The sequence below is a fragment of the Paenibacillus tritici genome (genome assembly GCF_018207515.1).
Taxonomy (GTDB): domain Bacteria; phylum Bacillota; class Bacilli; order Paenibacillales; family Paenibacillaceae; genus Paenibacillus_AQ; species Paenibacillus_AQ tritici.
Window position 1 is genome coordinate 5,800,550 of record NZ_CP073365.1, and the last position, 15,734, is coordinate 5,816,283.

A 15,734-nucleotide genomic window follows, 5' to 3' on the forward strand; every position below is an offset into this window, starting at 1 on the left:
CTGATTCTCCTTTATCGTCATCTACAATTTCTCTGCGATACGCAGTTTGGCTGAACGGGCACGTGAGTTAAGATCCAGCTCTTCTTCTCCCGGCACAATCGGCTTACGGTTGATTAGCTTCAGGGTACCTTTGGCACCGCACACGCAGTACGGAAGGTCAGGCGGACAAGTGCAGCGGCTCAGATAACTGCTGAAAATCTGTTTGCAGATCCGGTCCTCCAGCGAATGAAAGGTAATGACAGATACCCTTCCTTCAGGCGCCAGACAACGTACAGCAGCATGTAGCCCTTCCTCAAAAGCACCCAGCTCATCATTGACGGCAATCCGCAGTCCCTGAAAACTCCGTTTGGCCGGATGTCCTCCGGTCCTTCTGGCCGCCGCCGGAATACCTTCCTTGATCAGCTCGGCCAGTTCTCCCGTGTTCTCCACCGGATGTTCTTCTCTGCGCTCCACAATCTTACGGGCAATCCGCCGTGAGAATTTCTCTTCGCCATACTGGAATAACACTTTGGCAATCTCCTGCTCGCTCCAGGTATTGACGATATCGGCTGCAGTCAGCTCTGCCGACTGGTCCATCCGCATATCCAGCGGAGCGTCATGATTGTAGCTGAATCCACGTTCCCCTTCATCAAACTGCGGAGAAGATACCCCCAGATCATAGAGAATCCCGTCTACCTGGGGAACTCCGTCCTTCTGCGGAACAAACGGCAGCTCCTTCAGTACCTGCTCCAGATCACGGAAGTTGGTCTTGACCATAACCACCTTGTCGCCGTATCCGGACAATTTTTCTTTAGCATTATTCAGCGCCCAGTCATCCTGATCCAGACAGATCAGCCGGCCCTCGCCGCTAAGCTTGGAGGCGATAAGCGAACTGTGCCCGGCTCCCCCGAGCGTACAGTCTACATATATGCCATCCTTCTTGATGTGCAGCCCTTCTGTCGCTTCTTCCTTAAGTACCGTGATGTGGTGAAACAAGCTGCATCCCTCCAAGGCAGTAATTCGATTTGTGTGTGTATTATAGATCAAAATTGAAATCCACCAATTTCTCGGCAATTTCGTTGAACGATTCTTCTGACTGTTCGAAGTACTGCTCCCATAGCTCCTTGTTCCAGATCTCCACCCGGTTCGAAACGCCCAGAATAACACAGTCCTTGTCCAGCTTGGCATATTGCCGCAGATTCCCCGGCAGATTCACCCTGCCTTGCTTGTCCCATACACATTCGGTCGCTCCTGAGAAAAAAAAGCGGCTGAAGGCGCGGGCATCCGATTTCATCAGTGAAAGGCTTTTGAGCTTTTGCTCCATGATTCCCCATTCTTCCATGGGATAAACAAACAGGCAGGAGTCCAGGCCGCGGGTCGCTACAAAGGAGGTTCCGAGCATTTCACGGAACTTGGCAGGGATAATGATCCGGCCTTTATCGTCAATGCTATGCTGGTATTCCCCCATAAACATGCTTTGTCCCCACCTCTGGTTCCCGATTCCCCACTTTGCCCCACTTTTCACCACCTAAGCATAATAGATTCGCCATTAAAAATCAAAAACCTTTTTCCGGAGCAAGGTAATTTTTGCTTATTTGTCAAGAGGCTATTGTTAAGACTCTCATCACACGCAAAAGCCCGGGCCAATGTGATTGGCTCCGGGCTCGTGCAGATCCATATCGTTAATCGTTCAGATTCCAGCTGTCCAGATATTCGGTCTGTGCCTGGGTGAGGCTGTCAATGGCAATCCCCAGACTTTCCAGCTTGTAACGTGCTACCTGCTCATCCAGATCATAGGGAACATTCTCCACTTTGACGCCAATGCTCTTATAATTGTCATTCACATATTTAAGGGATAGGGCTTGCAGTGCGAAGGTGGTATCCATAATCTCTGCCGGATGGCCATCGGCTGCGCCAAGGTTCACCAGGCGTCCTTCAGCCAGCAAATACAGCTTGCGTCCATCCTTCAGCTGATACTCTTCGATATTCTTGCGTACCGTCCGCTGCGATACTGAGCGCTCCGCCAGCTCCGGCTTGTTCACTTCCACATCGAAATGTCCGGCATTGCAGAGGATCGCACCGTCCTTCATCACATCATAATGCTCACCACGGATGACATACCGGTTACCAGTGACGGTAACGAAGAAATCTCCGCGCTTCGCAGCTTCCAGCATCGGCATCACGTGGAACCCGTCCATGTGGGCTTCCACGGCCTTGATCGCGTCCACTTCCGTAACAATTACGTTCGCCCCCAGCCCCTTGGCCCGCATCGCTACACCTTTGCCGCACCAGCCGTAGCCCACTACAACCACTGTCTTGCCGGCCACAATCAGGTTCGTAGTGCGAACAATGCCGTCCCATGCCGATTGTCCTGTACCATAACGGTTATCGAACAAATATTTACAATAGGCGTCATTAACAGCCACCATCGGGAATTTCAGCATTCCTTGCTTCTGCAGCGCCTTAAGGCGGATGATACCAGTGGTGGTCTCCTCAGCGCCCCCGCGGATATTCTCCATCAGATCGGGACGTTCGGAATGCAGCAGGGTGGCGAAATCACCGCCGTCGTCGATAATCAGATCCGGCTTACTCTCCAGCGCCTTAATGTTCAGTGCCTTGAACTCCTCCGGGGAGGGATTATACTTGGCGAACACCGTAATGCCGTCCTCAACAAGCGCGGCGCACACATCGTCCTGAGTAGACAACGGATTGGAACCTGTGATCGTTACCTCGGCGCCGCCCGCCTGTACTACCTTAGCCAGATAAGCGGTCTTGGCTTCCAGGTGAAGCGTGATCGAGACCTTCAGTCCCTTGAACGGCTGCTCCGCTTCGAACTGCTCACGGATACGGTTCAGCACCGGCATATGCTGGCGAACCCAGTCGATTTTGAGATGGCCTTCAGGTGCAAGCGACAGATCGGCGACAATGCTGTTGTGCTTGGATAATGAACTCATGGTAGAACCCCCTAGAATAATGTTCTTACATATAAATAATACGGTGTGCTCCACTGTAGTCAGCGGGCACAGCCATCAATTCATCCAGCCAGCCCAGGCCGTAACGGTTCAAATAATACATCATATTATAGACCCGCTCCTGCAGCTTACCCAGTGGCATAAGCGATAACTCGATCCGCTCCCACTGGCGCAGCCCAGCCTCATTCTGCTTCTCCAACGCATCCAGTGCTTTACCCTGGAGGAAAGAGATCTGGTCGATAATCTTATCCTTGTTATTGTTGCCCAGCTTCAGCAGCCCTGTCTGAATACCGCCAAGCTGTTCAATCAGCGGCTCGTACATCCCGGAGAACGCTGTTTTGATCTCTTCGAACTTATCTTCGAGCTTCAGCTCATCCTGAGCGCTCAGCCACTCTTTGCGCTTATCGTCCAGATTCATCCGTACATCCGTGAAGGACAAGCCGTATTTATCCATATGCTTATGAAGCGTTCCCTCTATCACTGTAAATGACATACGCGGAATAATCAGCGGCATCTGTCCGTCCAATACCTTAAAGGCTTGATGCGGAATCGCCCAGTAGGCCATTTCCCCTTGCCCAAGCACCGTAGCCAGGACAGGCAGCACATAATCCTGCATAAGCGGGCGGGTAAGCACATTGTTGCTGAACCGTTCGGGATGGCTCTCCAGCAGCTCCAGAAGTTCAGTACGGGTGAAGGATACCGTAGCTTTCCGGTCTGTGAACCGCCCCTCCACCTTATGGAGCAGAAGCCGTGCACCTTCATGAATATAGAAAAGATTAGCATTGCCCGGCGTTACATCAGCCTGCAGCTCATATCCGCTCGCCTTAATCTGTTCCGCCGCAGCAAGATAGGCCGTCTCCAGCTCATCATTCCGTTCGATCATGGAGGCGAACATCGGGGCCTCAAGCCTGCGCAGGGCAGGATCAGCAGAATCCAGCAGAATAAGTCCGAATTGCCCGAACAAAGCACCCATCAGCTTGGCAAAAGCCTCCGTCATATTCTCAGCACCCTGTGATGAAGCTGTCACCAGCTCCATGAGCTGTTTTTTGAACTCACTGTCCTGCAGTAAGCCGTCCAGCTGCGCTATCGCCTGAAGCCAGCTGTCTGCGTCTACCTTAATCTCGCTGACGGAAGACCGGGGTCCTTCGCCTTTATCCAGCTTAATCCGGGTAATTTCGCCAGTGCGGTTCAGTACATACGTATGATTGACCTCATCCCAGTCATGATCTTCCCCGGCAATCCAGAACAGCGGAACGACCGGGCGCCCCAGCTGGGCAGCCGCTTCCCGGGCAGCCTGTATAGTAGTAATAGCTTTATAGACCACGAAGAGGGGGCCGGTGAACAAGCCGCTCTGCTGACCGCCTGTCACCACCAGAGTCTCGGGCTGCTCCAGCAGCTCAAGCGAACGAAGGACGGCCTCATGGGCATTGTGCTTCCCGTTATAGCTGCGTAAGTATGTAACTACGTCTGCACGGTCTGCCCGTAAGCTTCCTGTACGATCCAGCCATTCTGCGCGTTCAGCCCGGCTCTCCTGGCTGCGGAAGTCCCCGCCATACAAATGTCCTACTGTTTCATATTGATGTATATAGTCACTGGCGAGCGCAGATCCGCCCGGCAGTGGTTCCGGTACAACATTCATATGCAATTGCCTCCTGTTCTAAACCTGCTATATGTAATCATAAATCGGTAAACCCTTTATGATTGTATCCAAAGTAAGGTGCGGCGTCAAAGAAAGAAGCGCCGGGATCGGGAAAACTATTCTTATCAATTGAAATAATAGGCGAGAGCTGAACGCTCCCGCCTACATAATACTACCCTTTTCATTTCAGGCAAATTGTTTGGCAACGAAATGTCCCTTGGACACCTCAATCATCTCAAAGTCGCTGTCATTTGTTTTTTCGCCGGCAGCATAAATCGGGCTGCCCAGCTCATCATGCAGATGAATGCGTTTTTTGTTCGCTTCGACTTCCGGGTCTGGAACCGGAATAGCAGATAACAGCGATTTGGTGTAAGGATGCAGCGGGTTAGCATAGAGTTCTTCACTTTCCGCCAGCTCCACCATTTTGCCCAGGTACATAACAGCCACACGGTCACTGATATGCTTAACCATAGACAGGTCATGCGCGATGAAGAGATAAGTCAGTCCGAGACGGTCCTGCAGCTCCTTGAGCAGGTTAACGACCTGCGCCTGAATCGATACGTCCAGTGCGGAGATCGGCTCATCGCAGACGATGAACTTAGGATTCACGGCAAGAGAACGCGCAATTCCGATACGCTGGCGTTGTCCGCCGGAGAACTCATGCGGATACCGGGTGGCATGGTCATGGTTAAGTCCAACCATATCCAGCAGCTCCTCAATCCGTTTCTTGCGTTCCTGCCGGCTTCCGGCCAGACCATGGATATCCAGCGCTTCCCCGATGATGTCAGATACCGTAAACCGCGGGTTAAGCGAGGCATACGGGTCCTGGAAGATCATTTGCATATCACGGCGCATGGCCTTCATCTTGCCGCCGGACAATTTGTAGATATCTGTACCATTGTATCTCACACTTCCTGCAGTCGGCTCATACAAGCGGAGAACGGTACGGCCTGCAGTAGTCTTCCCGCAGCCCGACTCCCCTACCATACCCAGGGTTTCGCCTTCGCGAATCGAGAAATTAATATTATCAACAGCCTTAAGAACTCTTCCCTTACCAACATTGAAATACTTCTTAAGACCTTCTACTTCAATCAGATTCTTGCTCAAATTCTTACTCAAACGAACTGCACCTCCTTGGCCATCGAATGCAGATTCCAGCAGCGCGCATATGCGTATCGCTGAATTCTGTGGAGCCGGGGTCCATCCCTTCACAGCTATACATTGCTTCACGCAACACGCTGTGAAATGACAACCGGCCGGCGGCTTAATTAGATCAGGGGAAGCTTCCGATGATTGGAATCAGCAGCTCGCCCTTCTTGTGGTCAAGATGCGGCACTAACCGCACAAGACCTTTGGTGTAATGATGAACCAGTCACACATTCCGCCGGAGAATTCGTGGGGATATTGGTTAAAGCGAGCCGTCGCATCTGTAATGCCTACTAGCTTCAGCATTTCAATACCTCGATCATTTCGCTTCGGCCGCTGACATATTCTGATGTTTGATCAAAACTTCGGTTATCTGTTTGCCCACCTTGATCGCTCAGTTCAAAGAAGTCATCGGGTCTTGAAGGATCATGCCAATATCTTGCCGCGAATGGATTCCATATGGTCTATTTCTTCAGCTTAGGGTCGAGCGCATCACGCAGACCGTCACCGAAAATGTTAAAGGAAAGCATCGTTAAGCTGATCAGGATGGCCGGGAACAGGAAACGCCACGGATAATACATCCAGCCAGTCAGTGAGTCACTGATCATTGATCCGAGTGAAGCAATAGGAGCCTGTACACCCAGTCCGAGGAAGCTCAGGAACGCCTCGGCAAAAATCGCATTCGGCACAGATAGTGTAATCGTTACGATAATCGGTCCTACAGCATTCGGCAAAAGATGCTTGAACAGCAGTCTTTTGGAACTTGCACCCATCGAACGTGAAGCCAAGACGAACTCACGGTTCTTCAGCTGCATAATCTCCCCGCGCACAATCCAGGACATGGTAATCCAGCCTGTTATCGTTAGTGCCAGGATGATGGTTCCAAGGCTTGGCTCAAGAACAACCAAGAGCAGGATAACAACCAGCAGGTAAGGGATGGAGTACAGGATTTCAGAAATCTTGTTCATGATGTTGTCTACACGGCCACCGAAGAAGCCCATAATTCCGCCATAGATTACTCCGATAAAGAGGTCAATTGCAGCGGCAGCTAGACCGACAATCAGTGAGATACGCGCGCCGTACCAGGTACGGACAAAGATATCACGGCCCAGATCATCTGTACCAAACCAGTGGTCGGATGAAGGAGGCTTGTTGGTGCTGAGCAGATCGTTAGAATAGTAATTGAACTTTGAGAAGAACGGAGCAAAAATTGCCGCCAGTACGATCAGTCCAAGGATACCAAGTGCGGTCATTGCCATTTTGTTCTGGCGCAGACGCTCCCAGGAATCCCGCCAAGCGGACAGACTTTCGCGCTGAATGACTTCGGCCTGCCGTTCATCAATTCCGATATGACGGAAATCGTCCGGTTTCAGGTTCGCATCCGGCGATACCAAGTTTTTGTCAGAAGCCAATGGTTAGCCCTCCTTTCCACCAGTTAGTTTGATACGCGGATCTACGAATACATAAGCAATGTCAGTGATAAACCGGGCCACCATAAGCAGTACACCATAGAAAATGGTAATCCCCATAATCACGGTATAATCGCGGACACCAATTGCTTCGACAAATTGCTTGCCTATACCGCCGATACCGAAGATCTGCTCGATAACTACAGAACCTGTTACGATGTTAGCCGTCATAGGTCCCATATAGGTTACAACTGGCAGAATCCCGTTGCGCAGTACGTGGCGGCTCAAGATGGCTGCCCAACTTAGGCCTTTGGCCTTAGCCGTCTTGATATAATCCGCATGCAGGACTTCCAGCATACTTGATCGCGTTAGCCTCGCTATGAAGGCTATCGGCTGCGCTGATAGTGCGGCTACAGGCAAGAAATAATACATCGGCCCCTTAAACCCGGAGACCGGGAACATATGGAACTTGTAAGCAAACACATATTGCAGCAGCGAGGCGACTACAAAGCTCGGAACCGCAATCCCCAGCACCGCCAGCACCATTGCTGCACTGTCTATAAACTTGCGGTGATAGAGTGCCGCCATCATGCCGAGAAAGACTCCGACAATAACCGACACAATAATTGCGATAACCCCCAGCTTCAGAGACGCCGAGAACGTCTGGCCGATCAAGTGAGTTACATCCTGATTCAGACGCTTCATGGATACACCAAGATCACCTTGGACAATTTCACCCAAATACTTGAAATACTGATGATAGAGCGGCTTGTCCAATCCATACTGCTCGTATAAACGCGCTCTTATTTCTGGTGGAATCTTCTTTTCAGAAGTAAACGGGTCCCCCGGAATAGCTTTCATCAGAAAAAAGGTCGCTGAAATCAGTACGAACAGCGAGACAACCATATAGAAAAACTTATTGGCAACATAACGGGCCATCCCCATCAACACCTCCTTTGACTTTTTTTAAGACACATAATTAGATTTTATGAAAAAAATGGCCATTTGTCTAATTTCTTATTTTGTAAGTTCGTGAAATGTTTAACAAAAAGCCTGAAATGCAAAAAAAAGGGATATATATGGAATTCCACATATATATCCCGAAGTGTACTGCTCCCTTCAGACTACCACTATTCAGTTAAGCAATCTCAAGGTTCTGCCAAACTTAGTGCTCGAGCAGATAGCCGCGAGTGAAGTCAATGGCACCACTGAAGTCAAGAGTTACACCTTTGAGGTACTCTTTAGTCAGGGAGTTGTTTGTGTAGTAGTAGAACGGAATCAGGATCATATCATCCTGGATGATCATTTTTTCTGCTTGAGCAAACAATTCTTGACGTTTTGCCAGGTCGGAGCTTGTTTTAGCTTCGTTAATCAGCTTGTCATACTCAGGGTTAGCGTAACCTGTATCATTGTTACCGCCGCCTGTTACCCACATATCCAGGAAGGTCATTGGATCATTGTAATCCGCAGTCCAGCCGGCACGTGCGATCTGGTAGTTCAGGTTCTGACGGTTGTCGATAAATACAGCCCATTCCTGGTTTACAGTGTTTACAGTGATACCCAGAGCCTGTTTCCACATGTCAGCTACAGCCAAAGCGATTTTCTTGTGGCCTTCACTTGTGTTGTAGGACAGTTCAACCGGTGGCAGTGCAGTCAGACCTTCTTCGGCCAGACCTTCAGCCAGCAATTTCTTAGCTCCTTCAAGATCTTCTTTGAAGTAGTCGTCTTTAACTGCATTACGGAATTCACCGTCAGCGCCGGCGATACCCGGAGGTACATAACCAAATGCAGGGATTTGTCCACCCAATGTTACATTGTCAATCAGTGCCTGGCGGTTAATAGACATTGCCAGGGCTTTACGGATTTTAACGTTATCGAACGGTTTTTCTGTAATGTTGAATTCATAGTAGTAGGTACTTGCGATACCTTTTCTCTGGAACTCGTTAGGAAGCTCTTTTTGTACGATTGGAATCTGTTCCTGCGGGATTTCGCCGTGAGGGTTACCCGCGCGGTCAAGTTCGCCGTTCTTGTAGCTCAGCAGTTCAGTTGCGCCGCTGTTCACCAGGGAGAAGTCGATTTTGGCCAGCTTGATGTTGGCAGCATCCCAATATTTATCGTTCTTGCTTACTTGCAGGGATTGGCCGGTAGTCCACTCCGTCAAGGTAAACGCACCGTTAGTGATCATAGTATCTTTGCTTGTTGCCCATTTCGCATTACCTTCAACGGATTTGTGTACAGGGTAATACGTATAGAAGGACAGAAGTCCAAGGAAGTAAGGAGTAGGTGCCTTCAGCGTAACTTCAAGAGTTTTCGCATCCACAGCTTTTACGCCCACTTGACTGAAATCTGTAATTTTCTTTCCATAATATTCTTCAGCATTCTTCATGTAGTACAATTGGTAAGCGTACGGTGCAGTAGGATCTGTGTTAGGATCCAGCACGATTTTCCAAGCGCGAACAAAGTCAGCAGCCTCTACAGGGTCGCCGTTGCTCCATTGTGCATCACGCAGATGGAAAGTATATACCAGTCCGTCAGCGGAAACATCCCACTTCTCGGCAATACCTGGCTCAGCTTGGCCAGTCTCATCATTCATGCGAGTCAAGCCTTCATACATAGTTTTCAGGACGGTGTTGGCTTGGCTGTCCTGAGCTTGTGCAGGGTTAAAAGTAGGTGGTTCTGCAGTCAGGTTAACTCTCAGTGTCTGGTCAGCAGCCAGTTTCTCGTCACCTGTTGTTCCTGTGTTCGTGCTGCCCTCTGGTGCAGTCGTCGCCGCTGCATTGGTGCCGCTGTTTGCATTGTTCTTGTTTCCGCCGCAGCCAGCAAGCACTGTGCCGATAACCAAAACTAATGCGAACATGAGCAATAGACTTTTACTCTTCTTCATCTAGCAGTTCCCCCTAAATAGAATGTGGTATATGGTTTATGATTATACAACCAGTGGTCAAAAAAATCTAGAGCAATATTTTCTGAAAACGACTTTTTTTTAATTCTTTAAAATTTTGTGACGTTGACGCTTCACCGGAGCAGTGGAACGTTACATCGCTTGTGATATGTATTGAATGAGGCCTACAATCATAAATAATACGTAACCTACGCCGAGAAAAAAGAAAGAAAGCCGCCATACTGCACGGAGTAACCTTTTTCCGTCTACCCCTCCTTTGAGCCGGTTTTGCGCGCCGCCAATCAGTCCGGCGGATATTAATACAATAAGTAGTATAAGAAAGAATCCAAAGGTTGAATTAAAAACAATATTGAACAGTCCAGAAACTGACAGCAGCAGAAACAATGTAGTGATGTCCATTGCCATCATCATCGTTTTTCTTTTATCATGCCTTAACCCAATCCCTGCGAAATACACAATCAAAAAAGGAACAATCGGAATAACGCTTAACACGCCGAACGAATTCCGGAGAAATTCCAAACAGCCTCACCTCTCCCTCACAGTCATGCCTTCTACCAGCCCGCAGATCCAGCGGTGCAGCGGAGCCTCAACGCCCCTTTGCAGTCCCATATTCACAATGCTTCCATTAATCCAGCGAATCTCCGTCTCCCGGTCAGCAAGCACATCGGCCAGCATGGATGAAATATTGCCCGCCGTCGCGCGGCATACTTCAAGAATAGCCTCCCAGGTCTGCTGCTTAAGGGTAATCCCGCAGGCATCGAATATGCGGGCGGCCTCTGCATACAGTTCCTTCATGAGCTGTACACGTTCAGGGGAAGCCAGCAATTCGCCGTTCGGGACCCGCCATATTGCGGTTAGAGGATTAATTACAGCATTGATCATGAGCTTCCGGTAAATGATGGTATCCACTTCTTTCGACAGAGAAGCGTTGAATCCTGCTGCGCTCAGAGCTTTTATGAAACTAATTACTGCAGCAGGTTCAGAATCCGGCAGAGCTGTTTCATTAATATGGATAGATGAGCTGCTCTTTCCTATACATATTTCCCCTTTACCTGCATGAATAACCTCTGTTAATGTTTTCCTCTTGGCCGCCTCTGTCGTTACAGCCGCCCAGATGGATGACTCCGGCAGCAGCTCCTGAAGCAGCTCCAGGTGTCCGCAGCCGTTCTGGAATCCTATCATTATAAGTTTCCGGTCCTTAAGGGGCTGAAGAAGCTCCGGAAAAGCTTCATGAAGCACCTTTTGTTTGACGGTTATCAATGTAACATCCCCGGGATCGGTCAGCTGCCGCTGCGCATACTTCCCCACCGGTTCAGCAGAGAAGCTCCCGCCTGCCAGCAGCAATGCTGTTCTGTCGTCTTCATAGCTAAGCGTTAGCCCGTGCTCCGTCAAAGCCCGGCTCTGCTGCTCACTCCGGCACCATATCCGCACTTCAGCTCCGCCAGCGATAAGCTTGCCTGCCAGCAGCAGCCCCAGAGAGCCCGCGCCGATCACATCTATTCTCATGCCAATGCCGCCTTCCAGCCAAGCTCCAATAATTTTCCTAATTATATCCTGCCCGTCTCTTCAAAAGCAAAACAAAAAACCCTGCAACACTGGTGCTATACGGCACTGGAGCTGCAAGGTTCGCTGTATTCCTATTCTATTCAATCCGTTCCAGGTTTCCATTCGCGTCCATTTTAAACCGGGTCTTCTCTTCATCCTCTTCATTAAGAAAAGCAAGTCTGCGGGCACGGTCCATAATCTGGATCAGCGCCTTGTAATCATCATTGACCACTCGGTAATCGCTTTGGGCCAGATTGACTTCCTTGGACAAGCGTTCATTCTCAATTCTAAGCTCTGTGAGTTCATCTTCCTTCTCACGCAGATCCCGCTCCAGCATCTTAAGCTGTCTGCCAGCCTCCTGGAACGTTCCTTTCCATTGTCTCAGAAACCGGATCACAGCATCAATAGACAAGCTGTTCTCGCTTAAGCCTTCGCTGCGTCCATAGTCTTCCTCAATGTCTCCCAGAATTAATCCGGCGACTTGCGCTCCCCGGGAGGACGGCTGTTTTTTCAGATAACTCCGTTTCTGCCGCTGGCTCTTGGCAATTCCGATAGCATCCTCGTAACTTTTGCGCACGCAGCTGTTCCAGCGGAAACCGCAGGCAGCCGACGTTCTGCCGATTTTCTCACCCACCTCTTCAAAAGCAGCAAGCTGTGTGCTGCCTTCACGGATATGACGCAGCGTTATTTCTGCCAATATCAGATCATCTTCCGCACTCCAAGCATCCTGTCTAACGGCTGTCATAAAGCCAAACCCTCCTAACAACATCATGAAATAACCATCTTCAGAACCGGCAGCTCCGCCGGGTAGTGAATAGGGATAAAAGCTGCTTACTCCATTTCTATGCCTCTATTAGAGTTCATAGAATCTATTTGATACTAAATTGTATTGCCAATTTGTCTGCACCTCATACTACCTTTGCTATAAATTCTCTTTTCAGCCGCAAAAGGCTTGTGTCAATTATAATAATCATATTTTTTATAAATTTCTGTAATTTTTTCGATGAATTCGTTTACAGTGTTTTAGACAGCCGTTATAATGAATGGTAAGCAGCAGTAGCCGGATTCATACTGGAAGGGGGACCCTCTCTTGGACCGCATGTTTCGCGTATTGGGATTTTTCACACTCGCCATCGGACTTATGGCTTTTGCCGGTAATCTCACGGAAATGGCCCTGTTATTCTTTTTGCAAACCGCTTTTTTTGTGATTTTGGGGTACATGAAGTTTACGGAAAAGACCTACATCCTGCTCTTTTGGGGCTATATGATCCTGACGTTTACAGGCTTCAGCTACTGGACGATATTTGAAATGGGATTGCCGCTGTAACGCATATATATAGGAACGAAACGGATATGGCTTCTTGCCTTAAGGAAGCATCTCCGTTTTTTTGTTTGCAGAATTGTAGTTCCGGGAGTTCAAAAACAGGGTATGATATTTTAACAGGCCGAAACATATGTTTAGTATAGCCCTGTTAAACTCTGCTCAAGGTGGTGATGTGGTGTTATTTCGTAATTGCTTACGCCGGTTATTCGCAGCCGTATTCATTCTCACCTGCATCCTTGTGCCGCCGGCTTCCACGGTATATCTGTCTGCCGGTACCGGCTCCAGCTCTGGAGTCAGTGCTTCGCCGCCCTCTATGCCGGATAATGAAGAAACCCGCAAACTGCTGGAGCAGACGCTCTCCTCTGCAGAGATTGAACGCGAAATTGCCCGGATTACTGTGGAGCAGCAGACACTCGAACACGAAGTCGCGATGCTGGAGAAGCAGGCAGCCGACAAGCAGACGAGTATCGCGGATAAGCAGGAACAGGCCGGTGCGGTTGTGCGGGCGTATTATATGGGGGAACGGGACGGACTTCTTACAGCCTTCCTGTCTGCAAAAAGTATCAGCAGATTGCTCGCTCTAGTCGATTATTATGAGATTATTATGGGGCAGGACCGCAGAACGCTCACGGAGTATGAGGATCAGTATAAAGATCTGAAGAGCACGCTCACAGCCGCCCAGCGCAGCAGCAAGGAGCTTACAGAGCTCAAAACTGCACTTGAAGAGCAGCAGACACGTGTGCTCGCCTTGAATAAGGAAATCGAAGGCGGTATTCAGGCCAGTACAGATCCCGCGAGTATGGAGCGTCTGCTGGAGGAGTTCAGCAAATATTGGGAGAGTATCGGACTTCATGAGGTACGGACCTACTTCAAAGCATTAGCGTCAGCCATGAAGCATCTGCCGGAGTTCGTCCAGAACCGGGATGGCGTACTGGTACGCAAGGGGATGACTTATAATCTGGCGCTTTCGCAAGAGGATCTGAATACGTTCCTGGTCTCGCAGAACAAGTTATTCCAGGATTTCCGCTTCGAGTTCAAGGACAATTCGATTACGGCTACGGGACAAAGCGGGGGCTTGTCGCTGTCGCTGACCGGACGGTATACCATCCAAAAGGAGCCGGTCAACGGCTTGATGTTCCATGTTGATCATGTAGTCTTCAATGGGCTGGAGCTGCCGGATACGACCCGCCAGGCTCTGGAGGAAGAATTCGATCTCGGCTTCTATCCGTCCAAAATCGTCTCCTTCCTGCAGGCCACCGAGGTATCCAGCTCGGATGGCATCCTCCATGTGAAGCTGTCCCTCTCATTCTGAAGGGGGCTTCACCTGAGCTTCATAGCCGGCTGCATCCAGCTTGCCGGTCAGCAAACTGAGCGCCGCTTCCGCCTTCCGGTTCCACTCAGCTTCTGAGCCTGAGCCGGGAGTGTTGTCCTCTGCAAAGAACCATCCGGCATCCATGGGCAGCCGCTCAAGCTTAAGCTGGTCCGAGCGGTACAGCTCGTCCAGTGCAGGCAGACGGTCCGTGTTCTTCAGCCATTCCAGCTGGGCAGTGCTTGAGGTTACATAGGCCAGCCACTTGACTGCTGCTTCAGGACTGCCGGATTGGGCCGGAAGGGCGAAAAAGCGGCTGTTGATGACCTCATAGCGATGTGCGCCCTCCTGTTCCTGCGGCACCTGTACCGCCAGCGCCGTGTTCCCGTGCTTCTTCCATTCCGAGAGCGGCACTGCCGCCACCGCAAGCTGTCCATCCTGCAGCATCTCCCAGATCTTCTTGTTGTACCGGCTGGTCAGATAAAAGTGACTTCGTGCCCCTTCTGTCCACTGTGCCTGAGCCAGACCCGCAGACAGCAGCCCGCTGCCCATGCTCTGCAGCACCGCAGCATACCCGTACGGATTCCGCGTATCCATGGCCAGCAGATATCGGTTCTTCTCCGCTTCACCCTTCAGCCGTCCAAGCAGCTCATTCCATTGTTCCAGATTTGCCGGTGCTTGCGCCAGACCCAGCTTGGCGAGCCGTTCCGGGGAATATACCAGCACATAAGGATCGATATCCAGCGGCACCCCCCAGTTATATCCGTTCCACTGCATCTGCGGAATAAGCATCGTAAGCGGCGTGCTTCCCGGAACACTCTGATAGATATCTACAGGAAGCAGATATCCCCTGGTCGCCAGATCATAAATGCTGTGACCGTCAAGCATCACGATATCCGGACTGGCCCCAACGGTCAATTCCTCACGCACCTGCGCCGCCCCGTCTTCCGAATCCACATTCTTAAGCATTACGTTAACTCCGCTGGACAAGGTATAATTCTTGCTGATCCGCTCCAGGACGCTGAATTCCTCGCGGCTAAGCGATACGCGGATGTTAAGGCTCTGAATCTCCCCTGCTTCACCTGAAGGAGGACGCTCTGATTGGTCAGGCGGCTGTCTGGGCGGATAGTTACCGTTGTCCGTATCCAGCTCCATACTGGGCGACAAGCTTGTCAGCGCCAGCAACAGAACAGCAAACAGCAACCAATAGTTTTTGCGTTTCAGCACATGCTCTCTCTCCTTCGGCTGTTTCTTATTCCTCATTTTAGCAGAGATGCTCGGCCTTGTCTGCGTTTGTGAAACCGTTCTCTTTATATAGAAGGAAACGGCGGGATGGGAGATCTGAAGAGCATGGCCGCAATTGGGCGGTAGTCGCACCTGCGGTGAACTTTGGGCTTCCGGCCGCTGTTGACTCCAGATTTCTTCGATTAGACCGCTGTGCGCGGTTGAAATCCGGAGTCAAAGGCGGACGCTGCCGCTCCTACAGCTCCAAATTCCCCCTCCGGTGCT

At 50.3% G+C, this 15,734-nt stretch carries 14 protein-coding genes and 1 pseudogene; 2 read left to right on the plus strand and 13 right to left on the minus strand.

The genetic code is table 11. The annotated features are described in order from the left end of the window. Positions 1-21 precede the first annotated feature (21 nt). The 12 genes and pseudogenes from rsmH to KDC22_RS24985 all read right to left on the minus strand — a co-directional run bounded on the left by rsmH (position 22) and on the right by KDC22_RS24985 (position 12,337). A complete protein-coding gene (gene rsmH, locus KDC22_RS24935) occupies positions 22-975 on the minus strand; it encodes a 16S rRNA (cytosine(1402)-N(4))-methyltransferase RsmH (protein ID WP_211720736.1) in 954 nt (317 codons plus the stop codon). A 40-nt stretch (positions 976-1,015) separates the two neighbouring features. Then, complete coding sequence (mraZ, locus tag KDC22_RS24940; RefSeq protein ID WP_173128235.1) at positions 1,016-1,453, minus strand: division/cell wall cluster transcriptional repressor MraZ; 438 nt, start codon at positions 1,451-1,453, stop codon at positions 1,016-1,018. A 208-nt stretch (positions 1,454-1,661) separates the two neighbouring features. After that, positions 1,662-2,933, minus strand: a complete 1,272-nt coding sequence (locus KDC22_RS24945) for an adenosylhomocysteinase (protein WP_173128238.1) — start codon at positions 2,931-2,933, stop codon at positions 1,662-1,664. 25 nt (positions 2,934-2,958) lie between these two features. Beyond that, positions 2,959-4,590, minus strand: coding sequence for a bacillithiol biosynthesis cysteine-adding enzyme BshC (gene bshC, locus KDC22_RS24950; protein WP_211720737.1), 1,632 nt, complete (start codon positions 4,588-4,590; stop codon positions 2,959-2,961). Positions 4,591-4,776: 186 nt separating this feature from the next. Continuing rightward, entirely contained in the window at positions 4,777-5,697 is a 921-nt protein-coding gene (locus tag KDC22_RS24955) for an ABC transporter ATP-binding protein (RefSeq protein ID WP_211724185.1), read from the minus strand. A gap of 8 nt (positions 5,698-5,705) precedes the next feature. Beyond that, a pseudogene (locus tag KDC22_RS33815) lies at positions 5,706-6,195 on the minus strand (oligopeptide/dipeptide ABC transporter ATP-binding protein); the annotation flags it as partial. Positions 6,196-6,200: 5 nt separating this feature from the next. After that, on the minus strand, positions 6,201-7,148 hold the full coding sequence (locus tag KDC22_RS24960; protein ID WP_281424935.1) for an ABC transporter permease: 948 nt from the start codon (positions 7,146-7,148) through the stop codon (positions 6,201-6,203). A gap of 3 nt (positions 7,149-7,151) precedes the next feature. Further along, entirely contained in the window at positions 7,152-8,084 is a 933-nt protein-coding gene (locus KDC22_RS24965) for an ABC transporter permease (protein WP_211720738.1), read from the minus strand. Positions 8,085-8,310: 226 nt separating this feature from the next. Further along, entirely contained in the window at positions 8,311-10,029 is a 1,719-nt protein-coding gene (locus tag KDC22_RS24970; RefSeq protein ID WP_211720739.1) for a peptide ABC transporter substrate-binding protein, read from the minus strand. Between the two features lie 150 nt (positions 10,030-10,179). Beyond that, positions 10,180-10,566 (minus strand): DUF3397 domain-containing protein, encoded by a 387-nt coding sequence (locus tag KDC22_RS24975; RefSeq protein ID WP_173128246.1) that lies wholly within the window; start codon positions 10,564-10,566, stop codon positions 10,180-10,182. Between the two features lie 6 nt (positions 10,567-10,572). After that, entirely contained in the window at positions 10,573-11,553 is a 981-nt protein-coding gene (locus KDC22_RS24980; RefSeq protein WP_211720740.1) for a ketopantoate reductase family protein, read from the minus strand. Positions 11,554-11,689: 136 nt separating this feature from the next. Next, complete coding sequence (locus KDC22_RS24985; RefSeq protein WP_173128252.1) at positions 11,690-12,337, minus strand: RsfA family transcriptional regulator; 648 nt, start codon at positions 12,335-12,337, stop codon at positions 11,690-11,692. Positions 12,338-12,682: 345 nt separating this feature from the next. On the opposite strand from KDC22_RS24985, the gene KDC22_RS24990 reads away from it, so the two are divergent. After that, positions 12,683-12,919, plus strand: a complete 237-nt coding sequence (locus KDC22_RS24990) for a DUF2626 family protein (RefSeq protein WP_173128255.1) — start codon at positions 12,683-12,685, stop codon at positions 12,917-12,919. 172 nt (positions 12,920-13,091) lie between these two features. Then, complete coding sequence (locus KDC22_RS24995; protein WP_211720741.1) at positions 13,092-14,228, plus strand: coiled-coil domain-containing protein; 1,137 nt, start codon at positions 13,092-13,094, stop codon at positions 14,226-14,228. Here the strand turns inward: KDC22_RS24995 and KDC22_RS25000 are convergent. Next, positions 14,220-15,488 carry an extracellular solute-binding protein gene (locus tag KDC22_RS25000; protein WP_211720742.1) on the minus strand — a complete coding sequence of 423 codons (1,269 nt, stop codon included), beginning with the start codon at positions 15,486-15,488 and terminating at the stop codon, positions 14,220-14,222. The two genes, KDC22_RS24995 and KDC22_RS25000, sit on opposite strands and share 9 nt — an antisense overlap. Positions 15,489-15,734: the final 246 nt, after the last annotated feature.